This is a genomic window from Caulobacter sp. Root487D2Y, assembly GCF_001427165.1.
Lineage (GTDB): Bacteria > Pseudomonadota > Alphaproteobacteria > Caulobacterales > Caulobacteraceae > Caulobacter.
Window position 1 is genome coordinate 173,688 of sequence record NZ_LMFD01000013.1, and the last position, 21,812, is coordinate 195,499.

Below are 21,812 nucleotides of genomic sequence, written 5' to 3' on the forward strand. Positions count from 1 at the left end.
CCGCCATGACTCGCCTGCTCGAACGCCTCACCCCCTGCGGCCCCGTGGTCGATCCCAAGGCCGCCGAACGGGCGCATGAGACGATCACGCGACGGGTCGGCGAGGCCGCGCCCCTGGTCGAGGCCGCCTGGCCCGCTTTGGCTCCGGTGTTTTCCGCCTCGCCCTATCTGACCGGCCTGGCGCGGCGCGACGCCAAGCGGCTGCCCTCGATCCTGGACGGCGACCCCGAGGCGCGGCTGGCCAGCATCCTGGCCGCCGCCGAGGCCGTGGGGGCCGAGCCGGACTTCGAGACCGCCCGCCGCGCGATGCGCGAACTGAAGGCCGACCTGCACCTGCTGACCGCCCTGTGCGACCTGGGCGGGGTCTGGGACCTGGACGCGGTCACCGCCGCCCTGACCCGCTTCGCCGACGCGACCCTGCACGCCTCCCTGGCCCAGGCCGTGCGGCTGGAGGTGGCGCGCGGGGCCTTGACCCATGTGGGCGAGGGGCTGGACGGCCCGGCCCCGGGCCTGTTCTGCATCGCCATGGGCAAGCACGGGGCCTTCGAGCTCAACTATTCCAGCGACATCGACTTCTCGATCTTCTACGCGCCCGAGGCCTTGCCGGTCGCCGAGGGCGTCGAGCCGCAGGGCGTGGCCGTGCGCATCGCCAACCACCTGGGCCGGCTGCTGGCCGAGCGGACGGCCGACGGCTACGTGTTCCGCATCGACCTGCGCCTGCGTCCCGACCCGTCCTCGACCCCGCCGGCCATGCCGATCGACGCGGCCCTCGATTACTACGAGAGCGTCGGCCAGAACTGGGAGCGCGCGGCGCACATCAAGGCGCGGATCTGCGCCGGCGACTTCGGGCACGGCGCGGCGTTCCTGGCCGAGCTGCAGCCGTTCATCTGGCGCAAGAACCTCGACTTCGCGGCCATCGCCGACATCCATTCGATCAAGCGCCAGATCCATGCCTACAAGGTGGACGACCGGCTGACCGCCAAGGGGGCGGATCTGAAGCTGGGGCGCGGCGGCATCCGCGAGATCGAGTTCTTCGTCCAGACCCAGCAGCTGATCCTGGGCGGCCGTCATCCGGACCTGCGCAGCCCGCGCACGCTGGAGGCCTTGACCGCCCTGTCGGACGCCGGTCACGTCACGCCCGAGGACCGCGACTATCTGATCAAGGCCTACCGCGACCTGCGCGCCCTGGAGCATCGGGCCCAGATGATCGCCGACGACCAGACCCACAAGCTTCCGGAGTCCGACACCGACCGCAAGAAGGTGGCGGCCCTGTGGGGACACGGCGCGCTGCGCGGTTTCGACGCCGTGGTCGGCAACATCCTCAAGGGCGTGAACCGTCGCTACGGCGCGCTGTTCAAGGGCGAGGAGGAGCTGTCGTCGCGGTTCGGCAGCCTGGTGTTCACCGGCGTCGAGGACGATCCGGAGACCCTGGCCACGCTCAGGCGCATGGGCTTTTCGCATCCGGAAAGGGTGGCCGCGACAATCCGCGGCTGGCACCACGGCCACATCGCCGCCACCCGCACCGCGCGGGGCCGCGAGCTGTTCACCCGCCTGGCGCCGCGCCTGCTGGACGCCGCCAACGCCACCGGCGCGCCCGACGACGCCTTCAACCGGTTCGGCGACTTCTTCGCGGGCCTGAGCAGCGGCGTGCAGATCCAGTCGCTGTTCCTGGCCCAGCCGCGATTGTTCGAGCTGATCGTCGAGGTCATGGCCTTCGCCCCGCGCCTGGCCAGCACCCTGGCGCGGCGGCCCACGGCCCTGGACGCCCTGCTGGACCCGGCCTTCTTCGGGCCGATGGAGATGCCCAAGGACGCCCCCTGGGATCCGGCCGATTTCGAGGGCGCGATGGACGCCGCGCGGCGCCTGTTCCGCGACCAGAGCTTCCGGATCGGGGTGCGGGTGATCAGCGGCACGGCCGGGGCCCGCGACGCCGGCGCGGCCTTCGCCGACCTGGCCGACGTGATCGTCCGGGGCCTGGCGCCCGCCGCCCTGGCCGAGGTCGAACGGCTGGGCGGCGGCTTCCCGGGCCAGGTCGCCGTCGTCGCCCTGGGCAAGGCCGGCTCGCGGGAGATGACCGCCAAGTCGGACCTGGACCTGATGACGCTGTACGCCGCCGACGATCCGGCCGGCCAAGGGGACGCGGTCTCGGCGATCAAGGGCTGGGCGGCCGACAGTTTCTACGCCCGTTTCACCCAACGCCTGACCTCGGCCCTGTCGGCGCCGACCGGCGAGGGCACGCTGTACGAGGTGGATCTGAAGCTGCGGCCGTCAGGCACGAAGGGGCCGGTGGCGGTCAGTTATGCGGCGTTCGAGGATTATTACGAGCGCGAGGCCGAGACTTGGGAGCTGCAGGCCCTGACCCGGGCGCGGGTGATCTGGGCCTCGTCCGCCGCGTTCCAGGCCCGGGCCGAGGCGGCGATCGCCGCGGCCCTGCGCCGGGCGCGGGACCCCCGGAAGACCGCCGTCGACGTGCTGGAGATGCGCCAGCTGATGGAGGACGAGCGGCCCGGCAAGGGCGACTGGGACCTCAAGCTGACCCCCGGCGGCCTGGTCGACATCGAGTTCGCCGCCCAGTTCCTGCAGCTGGTCCACGCGGCGGGCGGCGGTCCCCTGGCGCAGAACACCGGCGAGGCCCTGGCGGCCCTGGGCCGCGCGGGCCTGGGCGACCCGGCGGCGCTGGGCGCCCTGGAGGCGGCCTGGCGGCTGGAGCAGGACCTGTCGCAGCTGCTGAAGGTGGCGCTGGAGGACGGCCACGACCCGGACACCGAGCCCAAGGCGTTCCGGACGCTGCTGGCCCGGGCGGGCGGGGTGCGCGAGTTCCGGTCGCTGAAGACCAAGCTGGCCAAGGCGAAGCTGGAGGCCCGGGGGGCGTTCGAGGCGGTGGTGAGGGGTTAGTGGCTCACGGACTTGCCCCCACCTGACCGCTTCGCGGTCTGTCCGCCCCCATAGGGGGCGGAGGACGCGCGACGCCGGCGGCGGTTCCTCTTCCCCCTGTGGGGGAAGACGGTCGCGAAGCGACCCGTAGGGGGCAAGTGGTCACATTCCACAGACTTCCTGTAACCATTCCCGCTCCCAGCACGTATCCTCCAAGGTAGCCCCCCTCGGAGCCCGCCCATGCTGATCCGCCACGCCCCCGACCTGACCGACAATGACGTCACCGACCGGAGCCTCTATCTGCGGCGGCGCGAGTTCATCGGCGGGGCGGCGGGACTGGGTCTGCTGGCGGCGGCCGGGACGGCCAGCGCGCGGGGCCTGACCTACGGGCCGGGCTTCTCGACCACCGAGACCCCGACCTCCAGGAAGGACATCACCAGCTACAACAACTTCTACGAATTCGGGGTCAACAAGGAGGATCCGTCCGAGAACGCCGGCGCCCTCAAGACCCGGCCCTGGACGCTTCGCGTCGACGGCGAGTGCGAGGCGCCGACCAGCTTCGCGATCGACGATCTGATCAAGGCCAACAAGCTGGAGGAGCGCATCTACCGCATGCGCTGCGTCGAGGGCTGGTCGATGGTGATCCCCTGGGTGGGTTTCCCGCTCAAGGACCTGCTGGCCCAGGTCAAGCCGACCTCGAAGGCCAAGTTCGTCGCCTTCGAGACCCTGAAGCGGCCCTCCGAAATGCCGGGCCAGCGCTGGGACACCCTGCAATGGCCCTATCGCGAGGGCCTGCGGATCGACGAGGCGGTTCACCCGCTGACGATCCTGGCCGTGGGCCTCTACGGCGACGTCCTGCCCAACCAGAACGGCGCGCCGATCCGGCTGGTCGTGCCCTGGAAGTACGGCTTCAAGGGCGCCAAGTCGATCGTGCGGATCAGCCTGGTCGAGAAGATGCCGCGCACGGCCTGGAACGATCTGGCCCCGCGCGAGTACGGCTTCTACTCCAACGTCAATCCGGCCGTGGACCACCCGCGCTGGTCGCAGGCCACCGAGCGCCGGATCGGCGAGTTCCGCCGCCGCGAGACCCTGCCGTTCAACGGCTACGGCCAGTACGTCGCCGACCTCTATCGCGGCATGGACCTGAAGCGGAACTTCTGATGGACGCCTCGGTGAAGCGGCCGGTCCGGAGCAAGCGCCCCTCCAAGACCCGGGACAACCTGGTCTACGCCGTCGTCTGGCTGGCCTGTTTCGCGCCGCTGGTCTGGCTGGCCTGGCGGGTGTTCAGCGACGACCTGGGGGCCAATCCGATCGAGACCCTGATCCGCCAGATCGGCGTCTGGGGCCTGCGCCTGCTGCTGGTCGGCCTGGCGGTGACCCCGGCCGCGCGCATCCTGCGGAAGCCGCGCCTGGTCCGCTTTCGCCGCACGATCGGCCTGTTCGCCTTCAGCTACATCTGCCTGCACCTGCTGACCTATATCGGCGTCGACCTGTTCTTCGACTGGGGGCAGCTGGTGAAGGACATCCTCAAGCGGCCCTTCATCACCCTGGGCATGCTGGCCTTCACCCTGCTGATCCCGCTGGCCGTGACCTCGACCAACGGCTGGGTGCTCCGCCTGGGCCGGGCGGCCTGGCAGAGGCTGCACTGGCTGATCTACCTGATCGTCCCGCTGGGCGTGGCCCACTACTACCTGCTGGTGAAAGCCGACCATCGGCCGCCGCTGATCTATGCGGCGATCCTGACGGCGCTGATGCTTTGGCGGTTCTGGGATGCGTTTCGGAGACGGGCGGCGGGACGCTAGGTCCTCCCCCGTGGGGGAGGTGTCGGCGAAGCCGACGGAGGGGGGAGTGATCGGCAGGCGACCACAACCTGGATCGAAGCCTTAAAACTCCCCCCACCGGCCTTCGGCCGCCTCCCCCACAGGGGGAGGGTCTTACTTCGCCGCCTTGGCCGCGTAGTCCTGAACCTGGCGCACCACCCGCAGCACGTTGCCGCCCCAGATCGCCGCCAGGTCGGCGTCGGTGTAGCCGGCCGCCTTCAGCCGGGCGGTGACCTTGGGCAGGTCGGCGACGTCCTCGAAGCCGACCACCCCGCCGCCGCCGTCCCAGTCGGCGCCGATCCCCACGTGCTCGGGCCCGACCACCTTGAGGGTGTGGGTCAGGCTGGCCATGAAGTCCTCGAAGCTGGCGCGGACCGGCGGGAACTTGGCGTCCACCTCGGCGCGCTTCTTCAGATAGGCGACGATCTCGGCCTCGGTGGCGGTTTCGCTGTCGGGCGCGGTTCCCAGGGCCTTCAGGGCGGCCAGGCGTTCGGGGCTGGCGTTGGTGTTCTTCAGATAGACCGAGTTGATGCAGATCACCCCGCCCGCGTCGGCGATCTTCTTCAGGCGGCCGTCGTCCAGATTGCGCGGATGGTCGTAGATCGCCTTGGCGCCCGAGTGCGAGGCGATGATCGGGACCTTCGACAGCTGCACGGCCTGGTCGACCACGTCGTCGGAGGCGTGGCTGACATCGATCACGATGCCCAGCCGGTTGGCCTCGGCCAGCCAGCGCAGGCCCAGCGGCGAGAAGCCGTGCCAGATCGGCTTGTCGGTGGAGCTGTCGGCGAACTGGTTGTTCTTGAAGTGCACCGGCCCGGCCAGGCGCACGCCGGTGGCGTGGAAGGTCTGCATCAGGGTGAGGTCCTCACCCATCGGCCAGCTGTTCTCGATGCTCTGGAAGACGAACTTCTTGCCCGCCTTGTTGATCCGCTCGGCGTCGTCGGCGGTGTAGGCCAGCTCGAACTTGTCGGCATGGGCCGCGACCATCTCGCGGATTTCGGTGGCGCGCTCCAGGGCGAAGTCGCGGGCCCCGCGATAACCCTCGGCGGACAGGGCGCCCTGGGGGGTGTAGATCACGAAGAACCCGCCATCCAGGCCGCCGGCGTTCATGCGCGGCAGGTCGACCTGGGTGCCGTCCGCCTTGACCTCGTGACGGTCGACCATGCTCCAGCCCTGGCGCGCGAAATGCTCGGGCGTGTCGAGATGGGTGTCGAGGGTCAGGACCTTTTCATGGAGCGCCCAATCTTCCTTCGAGATCTTGGCGGCCTTGGAGACCGGAGCGTCGGCGGCCCAACTGGCGGGAGGAGGGGCGGTGGCGGCCAACAGGGCGGCGGAGCCGAGGAGAACGGTCAGCAGGCGGGACATCTTGACTCCGACGTGGCGTGTTACTTGCGGCCACGCTCGGGGATCGGGGAGGCGGGGTCAAGGTGTTCCTCCCCCTGTGGGGGAGGTGATCGCGAAGCGATCGGTGGGGGGAGTCGCGTTAGCGGTCTTGCCCCGGTGGAGCCCAATTATCCCCCCTCCGTCGGCTGCGCCGACACCTCCCCCACAGGGGGAGGATTTCTCAGAACAGCCCCAGCGCCTTGAAACTGGCCACCCCGTCGCGGCCGACCACCAGGTGGTCGTGGACATTGATCTTCAGCGCCTTGCCGGCCTCGACGATCTGCTTGGTCATCTCGATGTCGGGCCGCGACGGCGTCGGGTCGCCGCTGGGATGGTTGTGCAGCAAGATAATGTTGCTGCTCGACAGCTCCAGCGCCCGGCGCATCACCTCGCGCGGATAGACCGGGGCGTGGTCGACCGTGCCGTGGTTCATCACCTCGTCGGCGATCAGCTGGTTCCGGTTGTCGAGAAACAGGACGCGGAACTGCTCGCGCGGTTCGTTGGCCAGGGCGACCCGGACATAGCCCAGCAGCGCCGTCCAGGACGAAATCACCGGCCGCTTGGCGATCTTGTCGCGACCGGCCCGCAAGGCGGCCTCGTGCAGCAGTTTCAGATCGACCGCCGCGGTTTCGCCGACGCCCGACACGGTCTTCAGCTCCTCGATCGAGGCCGAGATCGTCGCCCCGAACGAGCCGAACCGCGCCATCAGCGCCTTGGCCATCGGCTTGACGTCGCCGCGCGCGAAGGTGCGGAAGAGATAGAGCTCCAGCAGCTCGTAGTCGGGCAGGGCGGAGAGGCCGCCGGCCTTGGCGCGTTCACGCAGACGCTCGCGGTGGCCCAGCGCGTGTTTGGGGGCGTGGCTGGGCGGGGACTTGGGCGGCGCGGCGTCCGCGACGCCTGTCGCCTTGGACTCCGTCGCCCTGAGTGATCTGCCGCTGACCATCCCGACCTCGTCATGCGAGCAGGAAGTAGGTCAGATCAATTGGGGGTTGTCGAGTCATTGTAAACCCTCTCCCTCTGGGAGAGGGTGTCTTTCTACCCGCCCAGGATCGCGGGCTGGAACAGTCCCGTCGGCGAGGCGGTGAACACCTCGTAGCCGTCCTCGGTGACGCCGATCGAGTGCTCGCACTGGGCCGACAGCGACTTGTCGCGGGTCACGGCCGTCCAGCCGTCGCCCAGCACCTTCACCGCCGGCTTGCCCAGGTTCACCATCGGCTCGACGGTGAAGAACATGCCCGGCTTCAGCACCGCGCCCTGACCGGGGCGGCCGAAGTGCAGGATGTTGGGCGCGTCGTGAAACACCTTGCCCAGGCCGTGGCCGCAGAAGTCGCGCACCACGCTGCAACGTTGCGCCTCGACATAGGACTGGATGGCGTGGCCGATGTCGCCCAGGGTCGCGCCCGGCTTCACCGCGTCCAGGCCGCGCTTCATGCCCTCGTAGGTGATCTCGACCAGGCGGCGGGCGCGCGGGCCCACTTCGCCGACGCCGTACATCCGCGAGGTGTCGCCGTGCCAGCCGTCGACGATCACGGTCACGTCGATATTGACGATGTCGCCCTCGCGCAGCGCCCACTCGCCGGGGATGCCGTGGCAGACCACGTGGTTGCGCGAGATGCAGACCGTCTTGGGATAGCCGCGATAGAACAGGCAGGCGGGCAGGGCGCCGTGGTCGAGGATGAACTCGCGGGCCAGGGTGTCCAGATGGTCGGACGAGACGCCGGGCTGGACGTGCGGGATCAGCATGTCCAGGCATTCGGCGGCCAGCTTGCCCGCCTTGCGCATGCCTTCGAAGTCGGCGGGCTTGTGGATCTTGATCGCGCCGGTGCGGGTCTCGGCTTCGATCTCGGCCGTGTCTTCAAGGGTCATGGCGGTCTGGTCTCAAACTGACGACGCGTCCCGCCAGGGAATGCGCCGGGAAATACGGATCTCGTTCGGGCTTATGTCGCAACGATAGCACAGAACTTCAACGCCCGCGCGGGCGGCGTCGCTCAAACCCCCGGCGTAGACGGGATCGAGGTCATCGCAGGCGGCGAAGCTGTCGCAGTCGGTGCGCTGGACCACGAACAGCTGCACAGCCCGCGCGCCCTTGGCGACCTCGGCCGCCAGGTCCTTCAGGTGCTTGGCGCTGCGGGCCGCCACGCAGTCGGGGAACTCGGCCAGGGTCCCGTCGCGGCGGTAGTGGCAGTTCTTGACTTCCAACCAGCAGGACGGCCGGTCGGGGTGGGTCAGCAGGAAATCGACGCGGCTGGCCTCGCTGTACTTCACCTCCGGGCGGATCACCGCGTAGCCGGACAGTTCGGGAATCGCGTCGGCCGCCAGCGCCTCGGCGACCAGCCGGTTGGGGTTCATGGTGTTCACCCCGACCAGCCCCTCGTCGGCCTCCACCAGTTGCAGCGTCCAGGCCAGCTTGCGCTTGGGATCGCCCGACCACGACACCCAGGCCGCCAGGCCCGGGTCCTTCAGACCCAGCATGGCCCCAGGATTGGGCACGTGCGCGGTGATCTCGCGTCCGTCGTCCAGCACCATGTCGACGAAGAAGCGCTTGTAGCGCTGGACGATCACGCCGCGCGCCATCGGTTGCGGGAGAAGCATGGGGGCCTTAAGTCGGACGGTGAACCTGCGCTGCTTTGCGCAAAGTCCTCGTCCTTCGACAAGCTCAGGATGAGGACTTTGGTCAAGCGGCGGTAGAATTCGTCCTCACCCTGAGCTTGTCGCCAAGACGGCTTGGGGGCGAGGACGCGCCCAGAGGAGCCTCCCGCATGGTCGATCGTGTCACCGCCGCCGTTCTGATCATCGGCGACGAGATCCTGTCGGGCCGCACCCAGGACGTGAACCTCAACGCCATCGCCAAGTACCTGGCCACCTACGGCGTCGATGTCTGCGAGGTGCGGATCGTGCCCGACGTCGAGCGGGAGATCGTCGACGCGGTCAACGCCCTGCGCACCCGGTACGACTATGTCGTGACCACCGGCGGCATCGGCCCCACCCATGACGACATCACCGCCGATTCGGTGGCCAAGGCTTTTGGCGTGACGGCGCCCGAGCATCCCGAGATCATGGCCCTGCTGCGCGAGCGCTGGGGCGAGCCCAACGCCGCCCGCCGGCGCATGGCCCACGTGCCCGAAGGCGGCGTGCTGGTGAAGAACCCGGTCCAGGGCCCGCCCGGCTTCCAGATCGGCAATGTCTTCGTGCTGGCCGGCGTGCCGGCGATCATGCGCGGCATGCTCGACGACGTCGGGCCGCGCCTGCGCACCGGGGCGGTGGTGATCAGCAAGACGGTCCGCGTCACCGGCACCGGCGAGGGCACGATCGCCGCGCCGCTGGAAGCGGTGGCCAAGGCTCATCCGGACCTGTCGATCGGCAGCTATCCGTTCTTCGCCCCGCCCGACGTCTACGGCGCCAGCCTGGTGATCCGCGGCCGCGATCCGGCCGAGGTCGACGCGGCGGTGGAGGAACTGGTGGCCTCGCTGACCGAGGCCGGGGTCAAGGGGATCGAGCGGTTGGAGGCGGGAGCAGCCTAGGCCGCGCCCGCCGTCTCGTCCGGCTCGACCAGGGTCTTGGCCACGGTCAGGATGGTCTTGCGTCCCTTCGGCGTGGCCTGGCTGTAGGCCCGCAGCAGGTCGATCGCGCCCGGCGTCGAAAGCGCCGTCAGCATGGCCACGTCCTGTTCGGCCACGACGTCCTCGCCCACCAGGCTGCCGACCGTCGTGTGCAGCCTGGCGGCGATGCGCACCAGCATCGAGGCCGAGACCCGGTTGGCGCCGCGTTCGTATTTCTGGACCTGCTGGAAGGTCAGCCCCAGCGCCTGGGCCAGCTCATCCTGGCTGATCTTCAAGTGCCGTCGTTGAACCCGGATGCGGGTTCCGACCGCGACGTCGATGGGGTCTGGACCTGTCGGCGTGTTCAAGGCGCGTCCCAAACGGAGATGACGATGCGGAACTATCGGCTTGGCCTTGGCCGGCCGCAATGCATTCTTGCACCGCAGGCGGCGCGTCGGGCGCACGCGGTGATCGATCTCGAGCGTGATGGACAGGTCCTCGATCCCTTCGGCGCCCAATATCGAGCTGCTTACCCAGCGTGAGCGGGAAGCCCTGCGCTGGGTCGCCGAGCACAGGCTTTCCAAGGAAATCGGCCCCTTGATGGGGGTTTCCAAGTCGCGCGCCGACGCCCTGGTCGAAAGCGCTTGCCGCAAGCTGGGCGTCAGCGGCCGCCGCGCCGCGGCCCGGGCGCTGACCGCCCACGAACAGATCGCCGCTCCCGCTCCGCGGCCCCCCGCGACCGGTCGGGCCGGCCATGGGACTGAATCCCACAGCGACTCAATGGGACTGTCGTCCGTCCCGCCGCCGCCGTCCGCTGCCGTCTCGACATCCCCAGAGACGGACGAAGATCATGATCACGAGCGTGACGAACGACAACGAGGCGACCCATCTGACGGGGGCTCGCCTGGGCCAGCTGGTCCGCAAGGCGCTGCAGATCCGCGAGGCGGCCGAGGCCTTCGACTCCGGCTTTCCGCCCTTGGCGAACCGACCGCCGATGCCGGTGTTCGCCTGGACGGAGCTGGAGCGCCAGCTGCTGAGTCTCTCGCCCGGGGACCTGGCGCCGCTGATCCGCGACCTGGTCTCGGCGGTGCGCAAGGAGGCCCTGCCCAAGCCGCCGGAGATGGTGCTGCGCGAGATCCTGATCATCTCGGCCACGGTCCTGGACGAGGCTTTTCACGAGAAGTGGGCGGACGGCACGATCATGTCCTGAGCCCCGCGATGCGGGTGCTGGCCGTCCTCGCCATCGCCGCCGCCTGCAGCCTGCTGATCGGCGCCCTCTTGGGGACGCGGCAAGTGGCCCACGTCTTCCAACACCTGCGTTACGGCTGACCCCGGGGCTGAACCCGCGCGGGCGCCGGGCGCCCGTCATCCGTTCAGCAATGCGCCCAAGGGCGCGGGGAGACCGCCACATGAAACGCCGCATCGTCGCCGAGCAACTGGCCAGCCGCCTGTTCACCACCGAGGAGGCCGTGGACACCACCCTGGCCCTGATGGGCGACCTGATCGCCGCCATGCCGCGCGCGCGGCTCGAGGCGGGTCTGGCCGCCGGCGTCGGCCAGCACGCCGTCGACCGCGTGCTGGAGGCCGCCTCGGGCATGGCCCACGCCCGTCGCGCGCTGATCGCCGCCCACGAGGCCCTGGCGCGGACCAAGGACCAGGTGGGGCTGCGCCGCGTGACCCTGGTGGGCGGCGGCGACAAGGACGAGGGCGACATTCCGCGCACCGGTCGGCTGCGGGAGGTCGGGAGCGCCTAGCCAAGGCCCTTGGCGCGATCTCGATTCGTGAGAAACATGTCGCTCCTGGCGCGGGGGCGGCATGTTTCAGTTTTTTTCGGACCTCTTCTCGATCTTGCCGACCCAGATCGCCGCCACGGTCATGCTGGCCGTCTGCGCCCTGGCCCTGCTGATCGGCCGACGGCTGGAGCGCTGGCTGGCCGTGGCCACCGTCGTCGCCTGGTTCATCTCGGCCGCCGTCCAGACCCCCGACCGCGCCGCGGTGCAGTGGGGGATCTTCACGGTCGACATCGTCTACCTGCTGTTCCTGATCGCTCTGTGCGCGGTCGAGCGCCGGGCCTGGATCCTGTTCATGACCGCCTTCCAGCTGCTGGTCGTGCTGACCCACGTGGCCTTCATCATCGACCTGACCCTGATGCAGTGGAGTTTCTTCTCCACCTACTACCTGTGGAGCGACGCCGAGCTGGTCGCCTTCGCGGTCGGCGTGGGCCAGGCCGGCTGGGGGCGGTGGAGCGCCCGGAAGGTCTGAGTTGGCGCGGGCGGCCGGGTTCAGCCCTTGGTGGCGGCCTGGCACTTTTCGCGCATGCGGTCGAAGATCGACTCCAGCGCGGTTCCGGCGGCGGGTTGGGCTTCGACGCTGCCGCTCGACAGATATCTTCGGAACACCTTGCTCCTGGGAGCGGCGGGGGCGGGGTTGTCCGCCCAGGTCGTCAGCTCGCGTTCGAGCTCGACGTATCCGACGGCCGGCGACGGCACGTTCGGCGGCTCGAACTCCCGATAGGGGATGTTGGTCTGGTTGATGTTGCGGAACAGTTGCTCGACATCCTTGCTCATCACGCCGGTCCTGTTCTGCCCCTTGAAACCCTGGTTCCACGGTCAAGAGGCGATGTAGTGTTAACCGCCGTTAAGCTCAACCGGGTCAAGGCCTGACGGGACCTTGTGACGCACCCCGGGAACGGCGCTCCCGAGCGGCCTGTTCGGCGAGAAGGCCCAGGGCGGCGGAATAGTAGTCCTCCGGCGCGGGTTTGAGTTTCTGGGCCGGCAGATCGGCGACCAGGCGCGCCACCGCCTGGCCGCCCGGCGACAGGGGAAAGGCCGCCTTGGCGCCGGTTTGAACGTCGATCCACGCCGGGGGCGGCCAGTTCGCGCCCTCGTACCGTCGCCAGAAGCGCGCGGAAGCGGTCGCGGGGGCCTGGCCGGCGACCCCTCCCCACACCAGGTAGAGCGGCGCGCGAACGGCGTCGAAGCCGAAGCGAGGCGGATGGCCGGGATCGGGCGTGACGGCGCCGGAAGCGCTGATCCGGACCCAGTCGGCGGGAAGAGACTGAGCGCCGAACTGGGCGTCGCGCGCCACGGTGAGGCCGTCCTGGATCAGTCGGTCCCAAGGGCCGGCCGGATCGGCGGCGGCGAAGGCCTGCAGGGCCGGCAGGACGAAATAGGACGGGTTGTAGATGACGGCGTCCTGCTGGCGGAAGCCGTCCAGGCCCGGCAGAAGCACCCGCCGCCCGCCGATCTCGGCGACCAGCCTCTTGGCGATCGCGGCGCGGATCGCCGCGGAATCGGCCGCGTAGCTCCGGTCGTTCCAGCGTCTGGAGGCGCGCAGCAGCGCCCAGGCGATGAGGATGTCGCCGTCAGTGGCGTTGTTGGGATCCGCGCCGCTTCGGGGGACTCTCGGATCATAGCGCCAGCGGAACAGCCGCACGTCGTCGCGCATGAGGTTCACGCCGGTCCAGCCCCACAGCCGGTCGAAGGCGGCGCGATCGCCGTGCGCCTCGGCCAGCAGCATGCCGTAGCCCTGACCCTCGCTGTGACTGACGCCGCCATTGCCGGTGTCGATCACCCGCCCGTCCGCGGCGAGATAGTCGGCCTTGAACGTGCTCCAGCCATCCTGGTCCCTCATCGCGCAGGCCCCTTGGGGCGGACCCAGCAACAGGATCGCCAGAAGGGCGCGGAGCGCCGGACCTTTTCGCGCGAAATCGACGCCGGTCCGCATCAGGGCCGCCAATCTGGACATGGGTTTGACGATCACGGGCGACGCCATCAGGGCGGAACGCGCACGACGTCGACGCCGTGGCGAAACTCCAGCGGATCGTTCTGTTCCGAGACCCGACGCACCACGGAGACGGGACTGCCCTGGGCGAGCATCCATTCGCCGTAGATGCCCTCCATGATCGCCGCCGTGCCGAGGGGCCAGACGGTGTTGGTGGGATCCTCGAACGCGTTGGGATAGGCGCCATGGGTGATGAAAATGGTGTCGTCTTCGGGGATCAGCCTCACCCAGCCCCACTCGATACGCGTCCAGGCCTTGTTCATCTCCGCCTCCAGGGCCTCGATGGTGTCGGTCTTGGGCAGGACCATGAGTTCGGCCATTCGGCGACCGATCTGGCGCAGGAAGCCGCGGACCTCCAACGGCTCGGCGCCCGTGTTCAGCTCGATCGCGAACGCCGAAAGGAATGTGCTCCACTGCAGCGAGCAACTTCGGACGGCGTGATAAGCGTGATCGCGGGCGAGCACCTCCGCCGGAGAAAGGCGTTTGGGAGGAGTGTTGGTCATGGCGCCTGTCGCCCTCCGATCAGCTGCTTGAGATAGAGCCTGGCCTTGGCCTCGTCGTAGTCGCCGAAGGTGTCGAAGCTGAGCGCCCCGCCGACCGTGGTCGCCCAGCCCATCTGGTATTCGGCCGCGGCCGAGCCGGCCATGCCGAAGCCGCTCTCGCTGCGGGCCGGGAACCGGGTTTTTATGCTGCGATCGATCGAGGCCAGGGACTCCAGGGTCCCCTGCAAGGCCGGGTCGAGCGGAAAGACGTCGGCCGCGTCCTCGCGGTAGGTCTGGTAGCCCGGCGCCGCGCGCAGCTCGAAGTTCCAGGTCGCGCGGGTGAGGCGCATCTGCATCGGCAGGCTCACGCTGGTGAACTGCTGGGGGCTGAAATAGCCGCCGTGCCCGAGGGTGAAGAGGTTCTGGTTGTTGTCGTAGGCCTGGTGATTGAGGTTGGCCCCGATCTGGAACTCGGCGCCGCTGGTCCGATAGGGCCGGATGTAGCCGCCGATGTTCATCTCCCAACCGCTGTTGTCAGCCACGTGGCGGCCGTCGTACCGGCTGGCCGAGAGGTCCGCGTAGAGGCCTGTCGCCTGGTTGTCGTAGGACAGGCCGCCGCCGACGGTGGACCGCATCACCTGACCCCATTCCTTGCCCGTGACCGGATCGACGGTGGCGGCGTAGCTGGTGACGCTGTCGGTGACCGGGCGGCGCTCGACCTTCAGCTTGGCGCGGCCGGCGCCGCCGACCGCCGGGGCCCAGCTCACCCCGCCCGCGGCCTCGACGTTCGAGAATCCCAGGGGCGTCGCGCCGACATCGGCGGTCAGGCCGCCGATCGCGTAGCGCACGGTCAGGGCGGCGCCGGCGGCGGTCTGCGGGCCGGGGTCGGGAACGTCTTCCTCGTCGATGATCGGCGTCCCGCCGGGCGGCACGGGCTGTTCCTGGTCGAGGATCGCGACGGCGGTGGGGATCGGGTTGGCGCCGAAGCGCTGGCGGCCGTCCAGCGAGGCCGTTCCGCCATCGATCGCGGTCGGCGCGATCTCGAACGACAGTCGCCCGCGTCCCAGCACCGAGGTCGAAAAGCTGGCGACGCCCGCGACCTCGCCCAGCTGGCTCAGCCCCGCCTCGCCCGAGCGTTGCCGGAACGTGGTGGAGACGTCGATCTGCGGCGCGGCGTCACGGCGCAGATCGGCGATCTGGCGGTCGATGCCGGCGGCCTTGGTCTCCTGGGGCGTCGTCGCGACCGGCGCGGGGCTTCGCTTGGCGACCGGAAACGACGGAAAGCCGAACAGCGACGAGGACGAGCTCGGCGGCGCCGCAGGGGCGGCGGGACCGACGCCTGGCGGCGGGGCGGCCCACGGCGAAGCCGCCGCCGGCGCTTCCATGGGCGTCGAGGTCGGCGACAGCCAGGCGACCGGCGCGGCGGGACGCGCGGGCGACGGCGAGCTCGAGCGATTCAGGAAGGGATTGGGGCCCAGGCCGCCGGTCTGACCGCGCACGCCGCCGCCGTGGGCGCCGAGCGCCTTGGCGGTCTGCAGGGCCTCCAGCGCCGCGCGGCGATCGCCCGCCGCCGTCTCGATCCGCGCCTTCAGCAGATAGAAGTCGGCGTTGTCGGGCGAGCGCGCCATGGCCAGGCGGAGATTGTCGCGGGCCCCGGGCAGATCGTTGAGGGCCAGGGCCGCCTCGGCGATTCCCGCCAGGGCCTCGGGGTCGCCGGGCTTGAGGCGCAGCAGGGCCTCATAGGCCTGTCTGGCCTCGTCGGGCATGCGGCCGGTCAGGTAGAGCCGGCCCAGGGCCGCGAGAATTCGCGGATTGTCGGGGGCGATCGTCGAGGCCTCGGAAAGGGTGTCGAAGGCGCCGGCCAGGTCGCCGGACAGCCGCAGGCGGTCGGCCCGCTCGGCGGCCAGGGTCGCGGTCAGCCCCGCCACGGCGCGGCGGTTCTCGGGCGTGGGCGCGGCCTTCGTCGAGGCCTGACGGATCAGGGCCGCGGCTTCGGCGTCCCGCCCAGCCTTGGCCAGCACCGAGACGAAGCCCTCATAGGCGGCCGGCGCGGCCGGGACGTCGACCACCAGCGCCTGCTGGGCCGCCGCCAGGGCGGGCTCGACATCGCCCAGGTCGTACAGGGCCGACGCGGCCTCGCCGGCGGTCCCTATCGGCAGTCCCGGCCTGGCCAGCAGCGCGCGCAGGCCGCTGGCGGCCTCGTAGCCGCGCCCGGCGGCGGCCTGCCTGGCCTGCTGGATCACCGCGCGATCGCGCAGCGACTGGGCCAGGGCGTCCATCTGGGCGGTGCGCTCGGCCGGCGGGATCTTCTCGAGGGCGGCCAGGCCGTCGCGCGGCCGGTTGCGCCGGTCGGCCCAGAGCGCGGCGGCGTGCAGCGGCTCGGCCCCCACGCTTGAGGCCAGCGGCGACATCAGCCCGTCCGCTGAGCTGGTCTCGCCGCGTTCGAGCAGGAAGCGGGCGTAGTCGAGTCGGAGCCAGGGCTCGGACGGGAAGGCCGCCAGGGCGGTCTCGAAGGCCGCGCGCGCGCCCGTCAGGTCGCCCGCCGCCCAGGCCTCGTCGGCCCTGGCCTGGGCGATCCGCGCCCGGGTCGAGACCGAGCCCGTCGCGCCGCCGGGCGTCCTGGCGGCCAGGGCCTCGGCCTCGGCGATCTTGCCCTGGGCGACCAGGGCTTCGACGAGGCCGGTCTGGATGTCGGGCGAGTCCGGCGCGTTGCGCGCCGCCTGGCGATAGGCGGCCTCCGCCTCGGCCAGGCGGCCCTGCCGCGCCAGGGCGTCGCCGAGCAGTTGCTGGGCCAGGGCGACGTCGCGGCCGGAGCCGTTGGCCAGCGGCGCGACCAGGCGCTCGGCCTTGGCCGCGTCGCCGGCCGCCAGCGCGGCCTGGGCCGCGCGCAGGCCGCCATAGAACCGCGCGGACGCCAGGGCCTCGCGCCAACGGGCCTTGGCCTGGGGCGACCCGGCGCTGGCCTTGGCCAGCAGCGGCTCGGCCTCGGCGAACCGCTCCTGGCGCAGGCGCACCACGCCCAGCCCGCCCAGCGCGTCCTGGTCGCCTGGACGGATTCTGAGCGCGGCTTCGAAGTCGCGCGCGGCGGCGTCCAGCTGGCCCTTCTCGAGCGCCGCGAAGCCTGCGGCCCGCAGGGGGCCCCCGCGATCGACCGGCGCCGCCGGTCGAGGCGCTGGCGGTGGGGCGGCGGCGGCGGCGACGGGAGGGGGCGCCGGGCGCGCGCTCGGCGGGGCGGCGACGGGGGCCGCCAGCTGGCGAAGTCGGGGATCGTTGGGCGCCGCCCGGCGCAGGCGGGCGGTCCAGCGCTCGGCGCCGGCGACATCCCCGTCCTCGCGCGCGTAGCGGGCCATGGCCGCGAGGGCGTCGGCGTTCTTGGGGTCCGCCGCCAGGGCGCGCTGCAGGGACTGTCCCGCCAGATCCTTGCGGCCGCGTTCGCGCCAGAACGCGGCCTGGCGCACCAGCGCGTTCACGCCTTCCTGACTGGATTGGCGCGCGAGGCCCGTCTGCGGCGCCGCCGCGGACGTGGCCGCGACGGCCGCCAGCAACCAGGGAAGGAGACGGCGGCGGCTCATGCCCCTTCGACGTCCTTCAGCCGTCGCCGCTCGTGGGCCTTGAGCCACAGCAGGATCGGTCCGGCCAGCACCAGAACGGCGCCGGCCAGGGCAAGGGCCAGCAGCAACGGATGACCGCTCAGCCACCAGGCCGCGCGGTAGAAGTAAGGCATCGTGCCGGCCCAGAACGTCGGTCCGACGCGAAAGCTGGCGAGGGTGTCGTCGGACTGGACGACCAGATCGCCCTTCACCTCGGCGTTCTGAGTCGGATCGGCCAGCCTTTGCACCAGCTGGGGCAGGCGTTCGGTGCGGTCCGAGAGCAGGGCCACCACCACCCGGTCGCCGCCGTACGGCGAGCGGAAGCTGGTCATGCCGCTGAAGGTCTCGGCGCCGACGAGGACGTCGTCGGCCGCGCCGCGCTGGCCGTCGTCGAGCGGCGTGCCGAGCATCGAGAACGCCCGCTCGCGGAAGGTCGCCAGACGCAGGCGCAGACGCGACCCCTCGCTCGAGAACGGCGCGCCTTTCATCAGATGCTCGTTCGCGGTCAGCAGGCTGGTCGGGCCGATCAGCAGCAGGTCGCGGTCGCGCAGGGCCGCCTCGTCGCCGTTGCGGACAATGCCAAGGCGGGTGACCGGCGCGCCCGTCGCGTCCCCGAAGCGGCCCATCAGGCCGAGGAACGCCTCGATCTCGTTGGGTCCGGCGTTGGGCGCCATCACGACCGTGGTCTTCGACAGGTCCGCCATGCGGGTGAAGGGGAATCCGGCGCTGGCGAAGAAGGCCAGGTTCGGCAGCTGGGTGTAGTGGTGGCCGCCGGTCAGATCGATCGTCGTGTCCGGATCAACGCCGCTGCGGACGTTGGTCGGCTGCTGACCCTGGCAGGCGGCGGTCTTGTGGCCCTTGAGGTCGAAGTAGAACTGCAGCTCATTCTGGCCGAACAGCTGATAGGGCGGCAGCGAGACGTCATGCTCGTTGAGCGCGAAGCCGCGCATCAGCCGGGTGCGGAAGCTGTCGACCCCGGTCTGACGGTCCAGCTTGAAGGACTTCAGGTATCGGCCGTTCAGCGAGACGTCGAGACGCGACTCCTCGCGGTTCAGCCACGAGCCCATGGGATAGCGATAGCGCAGCGACATGGGCGCGCCGCTGCGGGGCCACAGCAGTAGGTCCGGCGCGAGACGGAAGGCGGCGGTCACCGGCGCCGGCGGCAGGCCGACGGTCTGCAGGGTGTCGGGATCGATGATCTCGCCCAGCCGAACCTTGCGATCGGTGCGCAGCCAGCGCGGGGCGTCGTAGGGCTGGCGGACGGCGAGCGTCGGCGCGCCCAGGGCCGCGACCGGGCCCGTCAGGCTCTTGGCGGCCACCGCCAGGGACAGGGCCGCCTCGCGTATCTCCGCCGGGTCACGCCCCAGGACCAGCAACAGGGCGCTCGACGGATCGCGCGGATTGGCCACGATCGCCAGGGTCGGGCCGTCGATCGCCGGCAGGGTCAGGCCCTCGATCCGGTCGCCGGCCGTGGCGAACACCACGCCGTCGCCTGGAGGCAAGTCGCCGACCAGGACCGGAAAGCGAAAGCCGAGATAGCTGGCCGCCATGCCGAAATACGAGGCCGTCGCCGCGGCGGCCCGCAGCGCGTCGTCCGAGGGCGGGGCGGCGAAGGCGAACGGCAAGATCAGCGGACCGCTTCCGGCGTCGAAGAACGGCGCGGGCAGTTGGGCCAGCTCGGCGCGCACCGGCAGCCGCTGCAGCCGCAGCTTCAGCGACGAGCGCAGATTGCTGACATTGGCCCAGAGGGACGAGTGGAGCGGGTCCTCGCAGCCCCGGGCGTAGTGGCCGGAAAAGCGGAGGTTCAGGCGGTTGTCGGTCAGGAACAGGGCCGGCTCGACAGGGATCTCGAGCACCGTGCCCCGGGCGCCTTCGCGCGCCAGCGGCAGGGACGCCACCGCCTCGTCGTTGATGAACACGTTGAGCTGCGACAGGTCGGGCAGCAGGGCGGGGGAATAGGCGAAGTTCAGCACCAGGGTCGCGCCGGTCACCACCTCGTCCCGACGCAGGGCGAAGGGGATGCCGGCCTCGCCGTTGACGCCCAGCAGCCGAACGGGACGTCGCGCGCCCATGTCGGCCAGGGTGATGGTGACCTCGCGGACGCCGGCGGCGGCGGCCGCGGGCTTCGGCGCGGCGGTCGGCGCAAGCGCCCGGGCGGGCGCCGGGACCGCGAAGAGCGCGAGACAGGCCAGGAGCGCGCAGAGGGTCGAGACCGTCTTGGCGACATCGGCCTCGCTGGGGGCGACCGGTCGCTGGGCGTAGGGCTCGGGCTGCTTGACGCTCCACCAGAACACCAGGGAGGCGCTGGCGCGCACCAGGTCGATCAGGGAGGCGATCGGATTGGCCGAGGGCGCGGCGGCGTTCGGCTCCCAGGCGTCGGCGCGCCCCATGACCGCCACCACCAGTTCCCGATGCCGGGCGATGGGCATGGACCTGAACTGGATTCGAAGAGTGTCGCCCGTCACCGAGGCGATGCGCGCTGGAAACGTCGTCCAGGCCGAACCGCACAACAGCTGCACGTCGATGGACTGGTTCTTGTCGACCGGGCCGACCTTGGAGACGGCGAAGCCGCCCATCGAGATCTCGTCCGTTTCCGTCTGGACCTCGCGGCCGTCGCCGAACTTCAGGATCACCGGCAGGTGGGCGCCGACCCGGACATAGGTGCGCATCTGGCGGGTCTCGCGGCCGACCGCCAACGCGGTCGACAGGATCAGCAGGCTGAACAGCGTCCAACTGGCGTTGAGCAGCAGGGTGCCCAGGTTCACGCCGAACCCGCCGAGAGAGAGTTTCGTGAAGCCGACGACCAGCCCGAGCACCAGCAAGCCGATGGTCGCCATGTGCGGCCACATCAGCCGGGCGTCGAAATAGCCCTTGTCGAGCAGGCCGCCCTTGTCGGTCACGTTGAACTTGCCGCGCTTGGGATTGAGCAGGGTGGTGATCGTCGGGAGCACCAAGTGGAAGGCCAGCAGGCTTTCGTAGACCTCGCCCCAGAAGGCGCGGCGGTCCTGGCCCTGGATGCGGTTGCTGGTGACGATCGACTGCACCAGATGCGGCGCGGCGAAGGCGGCGATCATCGGAGCCGAGGCGAAGATGATGTTCTGGCCAAACAGCAGGAAAGCCAGGGGCGAGGTCAGGAACACGATGCGCGGCAGCGGGAAGAAGAAGTGCAGCATCGCGTTGAGGTAACAGAGCCTCTGGGCCAGGCTCAGGCCGGGTCCGGTCAGGGGATTGTCGACCCGGAAGATCTGGATCATCCCCCGCGCCCAGCGCGCGCGCTGACCGATGTGCAGGGCCAGGCGCTCGGTGGCCAGGCCCGAGGCCAGGCGGATGTCGAGATAGGCGCTGTTCCAGCCGCGCCGCTGGAGCTTGAGCGCGGTGTGCGCGTCCTCGGTCACCGTCTCGCCGGCGAAGCCGTTGGTCTCCTTCAGCGCCTCGCGGCGGATCACGGCGCAGGAGCCGCAGAAGAAGGCCGCGTTCCAGAAGTCGTTGCCGGGCTGGACCACGCCATAGAACAGCGCGCCCTCGTCGGGGATGTCCTTCACCGTGCGCAGGTTCCGCTGCACGGGATCGGGCGAATAGAAGTGGTGCGGGGTCTGCAGCAGGGCCAGGCGCGGGTCGGCCTGGAACCAGCCGACCGTGATTTGCAGGAAGGCCCTGGTCGGGATGTGGTCGGCGTCGAAGATGCAGACCAGTTCGCCGTCGGTCAGGCCCAGGGCGTTGTTCAGGTTGCCGGCCTTGGCGTGCTTGTTGTCGGTGCGCGCGATGTAGAGGGCGCCGGCCGCCTCGGCGAACGCCTTGAACTCGGGGCGCCGCCCATCGTCGAGCACGTAGACGCGGAAGCGGTCGCGCGGATAGTCCATCGACAGGGCGGCCAGGACGGTGTCCTGCACGATCTGCAGGCTCTCGTTATAGGTCGGGATGAAGACGTCGATGGTCGGCCAGCTGTCGGCCTCGCCGGCGAGCGGGCGGACGGGCCGCGCCAACGGCCAGACGGTCTGGATGTAGCCCAGGACCAGGATGGCCCAGGCATAGAGCTCGGCCAGGAAAAGGCCCAACCCGAAGGCCGCCTCGATCGGCGAGCGAAAGTGCAGGGTCTCGGTGGTGCGCCAGTAGAGATAGCGCGTCGAAACGGCGATCGAGAGGAGGCCGAGCGCTATGGTGACCCGGCGCGAGCCGTGGCGATTCAGCAGAAGGGTGACGACGATCGTCGTCAGCCCGAAGATCGCCTGCGCCCTCAGATCGAGGGTGAGCGTCACGGCGAAGGCAATGACGACAAGCGCCGCCAAACACGTCAGACCGAACGCCGCCGTTTGAAGCAGCCGCATTATCTTGCACGCCCAGC

General features: G+C 70.4%; 17 protein-coding genes and 1 pseudogene. 8 read left to right on the top strand and 10 right to left on the bottom strand.

The window, feature by feature from the left end; translation table 11 throughout:
* Positions 1 to 5 precede the first annotated feature (5 nt).
* From ASD38_RS19815 to msrQ, 3 genes are all read left to right on the top strand, one after another.
* A complete protein-coding gene (locus tag ASD38_RS19815) occupies positions 6 to 2,894 on the top strand; it encodes a bifunctional [glutamine synthetase] adenylyltransferase/[glutamine synthetase]-adenylyl-L-tyrosine phosphorylase (RefSeq protein ID WP_156390813.1) in 2,889 nt (962 codons plus the stop codon).
* A 219-nt stretch (positions 2,895 to 3,113) separates the two neighbouring features.
* Positions 3,114 to 4,034, top strand: coding sequence for a protein-methionine-sulfoxide reductase catalytic subunit MsrP (gene msrP, locus ASD38_RS19820; RefSeq protein ID WP_056442734.1), 921 nt, complete (start codon positions 3,114 to 3,116; stop codon positions 4,032 to 4,034).
* Positions 4,034 to 4,675 carry a protein-methionine-sulfoxide reductase heme-binding subunit MsrQ gene (gene msrQ / locus ASD38_RS19825; RefSeq protein ID WP_056462775.1) on the top strand — a complete coding sequence of 214 codons (642 nt, stop codon included), beginning with the start codon at positions 4,034 to 4,036 and terminating at the stop codon, positions 4,673 to 4,675. The genes msrP and msrQ overlap by 1 nt, the downstream gene beginning before the upstream one ends.
* A 132-nt stretch (positions 4,676 to 4,807) precedes the next feature.
* Here msrQ and ASD38_RS19830 read toward each other — a convergent pair whose 3' ends face one another.
* From ASD38_RS19830 to sfsA, 4 genes are all read right to left on the bottom strand, one after another.
* Positions 4,808 to 6,058, bottom strand: coding sequence for a dipeptidase (locus tag ASD38_RS19830; protein WP_056462777.1), 1,251 nt, complete (start codon positions 6,056 to 6,058; stop codon positions 4,808 to 4,810).
* Positions 6,059 to 6,257: 199 nt separating this feature from the next.
* A complete protein-coding gene (gene radC, locus ASD38_RS19835; RefSeq protein WP_056442723.1) occupies positions 6,258 to 7,019 on the bottom strand; it encodes a RadC family protein in 762 nt (253 codons plus the stop codon).
* Between the two features lie 92 nt (positions 7,020 to 7,111).
* Positions 7,112 to 7,942 carry a type I methionyl aminopeptidase gene (gene map / locus ASD38_RS19840; protein ID WP_056442720.1) on the bottom strand — a complete coding sequence of 277 codons (831 nt, stop codon included), beginning with the start codon at positions 7,940 to 7,942 and terminating at the stop codon, positions 7,112 to 7,114.
* A gap of 12 nt (positions 7,943 to 7,954) precedes the next feature.
* On the bottom strand, positions 7,955 to 8,668 hold the full coding sequence (gene sfsA / locus ASD38_RS19845; protein ID WP_056462778.1) for a DNA/RNA nuclease SfsA: 714 nt from the start codon (positions 8,666 to 8,668) through the stop codon (positions 7,955 to 7,957).
* A 167-nt stretch (positions 8,669 to 8,835) separates the two neighbouring features.
* Here sfsA and ASD38_RS19850 point away from each other — a divergent pair, with 167 nt between their 5' ends.
* Positions 8,836 to 9,597, top strand: coding sequence for a competence/damage-inducible protein A (locus ASD38_RS19850; protein WP_056462781.1), 762 nt, complete (start codon positions 8,836 to 8,838; stop codon positions 9,595 to 9,597).
* Here ASD38_RS19850 and ASD38_RS19855 read toward each other — a convergent pair.
* On the bottom strand, positions 9,594 to 10,043 hold the full coding sequence (locus tag ASD38_RS19855) for a helix-turn-helix domain-containing protein (protein WP_327020191.1): 450 nt from the start codon (positions 10,041 to 10,043) through the stop codon (positions 9,594 to 9,596). The two genes, ASD38_RS19850 and ASD38_RS19855, sit on opposite strands and share 4 nt — an antisense overlap.
* A gap of 58 nt (positions 10,044 to 10,101) precedes the next feature.
* Here ASD38_RS19855 and ASD38_RS25170 point away from each other — a divergent pair.
* From ASD38_RS25170 to ASD38_RS19870, 4 genes and pseudogenes are all read left to right on the top strand, one after another.
* Positions 10,102 to 10,290 (top strand): annotated as a pseudogene (locus tag ASD38_RS25170) (LuxR C-terminal-related transcriptional regulator); the annotation flags it as partial.
* Positions 10,291 to 10,465: 175 nt separating this feature from the next.
* Complete coding sequence (locus tag ASD38_RS19860) at positions 10,466 to 10,825, top strand: hypothetical protein (RefSeq protein WP_056462784.1); 360 nt, start codon at positions 10,466 to 10,468, stop codon at positions 10,823 to 10,825.
* A gap of 199 nt (positions 10,826 to 11,024) precedes the next feature.
* Complete coding sequence (locus ASD38_RS19865; RefSeq protein WP_056442708.1) at positions 11,025 to 11,369, top strand: hypothetical protein; 345 nt, start codon at positions 11,025 to 11,027, stop codon at positions 11,367 to 11,369.
* A gap of 61 nt (positions 11,370 to 11,430) precedes the next feature.
* A complete protein-coding gene (locus tag ASD38_RS19870) occupies positions 11,431 to 11,877 on the top strand; it encodes a hypothetical protein (RefSeq protein WP_056462787.1) in 447 nt (148 codons plus the stop codon).
* Between the two features lie 20 nt (positions 11,878 to 11,897).
* On the opposite strand, the gene ASD38_RS19875 is transcribed toward ASD38_RS19870, so the two are convergent.
* The 5 genes from ASD38_RS19875 to bcsA all read right to left on the bottom strand — a co-directional run bounded on the left by ASD38_RS19875 (position 11,898) and on the right by bcsA (position 21,795).
* Positions 11,898 to 12,182 (bottom strand): hypothetical protein, encoded by a 285-nt coding sequence (locus ASD38_RS19875; protein WP_056442702.1) that lies wholly within the window; start codon positions 12,180 to 12,182, stop codon positions 11,898 to 11,900.
* Between the two features lie 85 nt (positions 12,183 to 12,267).
* Complete coding sequence (locus tag ASD38_RS19880) at positions 12,268 to 13,362, bottom strand: glycosyl hydrolase family 8 (RefSeq protein WP_200946027.1); 1,095 nt, start codon at positions 13,360 to 13,362, stop codon at positions 12,268 to 12,270.
* 26 nt (positions 13,363 to 13,388) lie between these two features.
* The gene (gene bcsD, locus ASD38_RS19885; protein WP_056442699.1) at positions 13,389 to 13,901 is read right to left on the bottom strand and encodes a cellulose biosynthesis protein BcsD; all 513 of its coding nucleotides are present in this window, start codon (positions 13,899 to 13,901) and stop codon (positions 13,389 to 13,391) included.
* Positions 13,898 to 17,452 (bottom strand): cellulose synthase subunit BcsC-related outer membrane protein, encoded by a 3,555-nt coding sequence (locus ASD38_RS19890; protein WP_082560822.1) that lies wholly within the window; start codon positions 17,450 to 17,452, stop codon positions 13,898 to 13,900. Before ASD38_RS19890 ends, bcsD begins: the two co-directional genes overlap by 4 nt.
* Positions 17,449 to 21,795: a UDP-forming cellulose synthase catalytic subunit gene (gene bcsA, locus ASD38_RS19895; protein ID WP_056462794.1), complete on the bottom strand. Its 4,347-nt coding sequence runs from the start codon at positions 21,793 to 21,795 to the stop codon at positions 17,449 to 17,451. Before bcsA ends, ASD38_RS19890 begins: the two co-directional genes overlap by 4 nt.
* Positions 21,796 to 21,812 lie beyond the last annotated feature (17 nt).

Excerpts from the sequence above, each read along its gene's own strand:
- ASD38_RS19815 (WP_156390813.1), top strand. The coding sequence starts at position 6 with ATGACTCGCCTGCTCGAACGCCTCACCCCCTGCGGCCCCGTGGTCGAT.
- msrP (WP_056442734.1), top strand. The coding sequence starts at position 3,114 with ATGCTGATCCGCCACGCCCCCGACCTGACCGACAATGACGTCACCGAC.
- msrQ (WP_056462775.1), top strand. The coding sequence starts at position 4,034 with ATGGACGCCTCGGTGAAGCGGCCGGTCCGGAGCAAGCGCCCCTCCAAG.
- ASD38_RS19830 (WP_056462777.1), bottom strand. The coding sequence starts at position 6,058 with ATGTCCCGCCTGCTGACCGTTCTCCTCGGCTCCGCCGCCCTGTTGGCC.
- radC (WP_056442723.1), bottom strand. The coding sequence starts at position 7,019 with ATGGTCAGCGGCAGATCACTCAGGGCGACGGAGTCCAAGGCGACAGGC.
- map (WP_056442720.1), bottom strand. The coding sequence starts at position 7,942 with ATGACCCTTGAAGACACGGCCGAGATCGAAGCCGAGACCCGCACCGGC.
- sfsA (WP_056462778.1), bottom strand. The coding sequence starts at position 8,668 with ATGCTTCTCCCGCAACCGATGGCGCGCGGCGTGATCGTCCAGCGCTAC.
- ASD38_RS19850 (WP_056462781.1), top strand. The coding sequence starts at position 8,836 with ATGGTCGATCGTGTCACCGCCGCCGTTCTGATCATCGGCGACGAGATC.
- ASD38_RS19860 (WP_056462784.1), top strand. The coding sequence starts at position 10,466 with ATGATCACGAGCGTGACGAACGACAACGAGGCGACCCATCTGACGGGG.
- ASD38_RS19865 (WP_056442708.1), top strand. The coding sequence starts at position 11,025 with ATGAAACGCCGCATCGTCGCCGAGCAACTGGCCAGCCGCCTGTTCACC.
- ASD38_RS19870 (WP_056462787.1), top strand. The coding sequence starts at position 11,431 with ATGTTTCAGTTTTTTTCGGACCTCTTCTCGATCTTGCCGACCCAGATC.
- ASD38_RS19875 (WP_056442702.1), bottom strand. The coding sequence starts at position 12,182 with ATGAGCAAGGATGTCGAGCAACTGTTCCGCAACATCAACCAGACCAAC.
- ASD38_RS19880 (WP_200946027.1), bottom strand. The coding sequence starts at position 13,362 with ATGTCCAGATTGGCGGCCCTGATGCGGACCGGCGTCGATTTCGCGCGA.
- bcsD (WP_056442699.1), bottom strand. The coding sequence starts at position 13,901 with ATGACCAACACTCCTCCCAAACGCCTTTCTCCGGCGGAGGTGCTCGCC.
- ASD38_RS19890 (WP_082560822.1), bottom strand. The coding sequence starts at position 17,452 with ATGAGCCGCCGCCGTCTCCTTCCCTGGTTGCTGGCGGCCGTCGCGGCC.
- bcsA (WP_056462794.1), bottom strand. The coding sequence starts at position 21,795 with ATGCGGCTGCTTCAAACGGCGGCGTTCGGTCTGACGTGTTTGGCGGCG.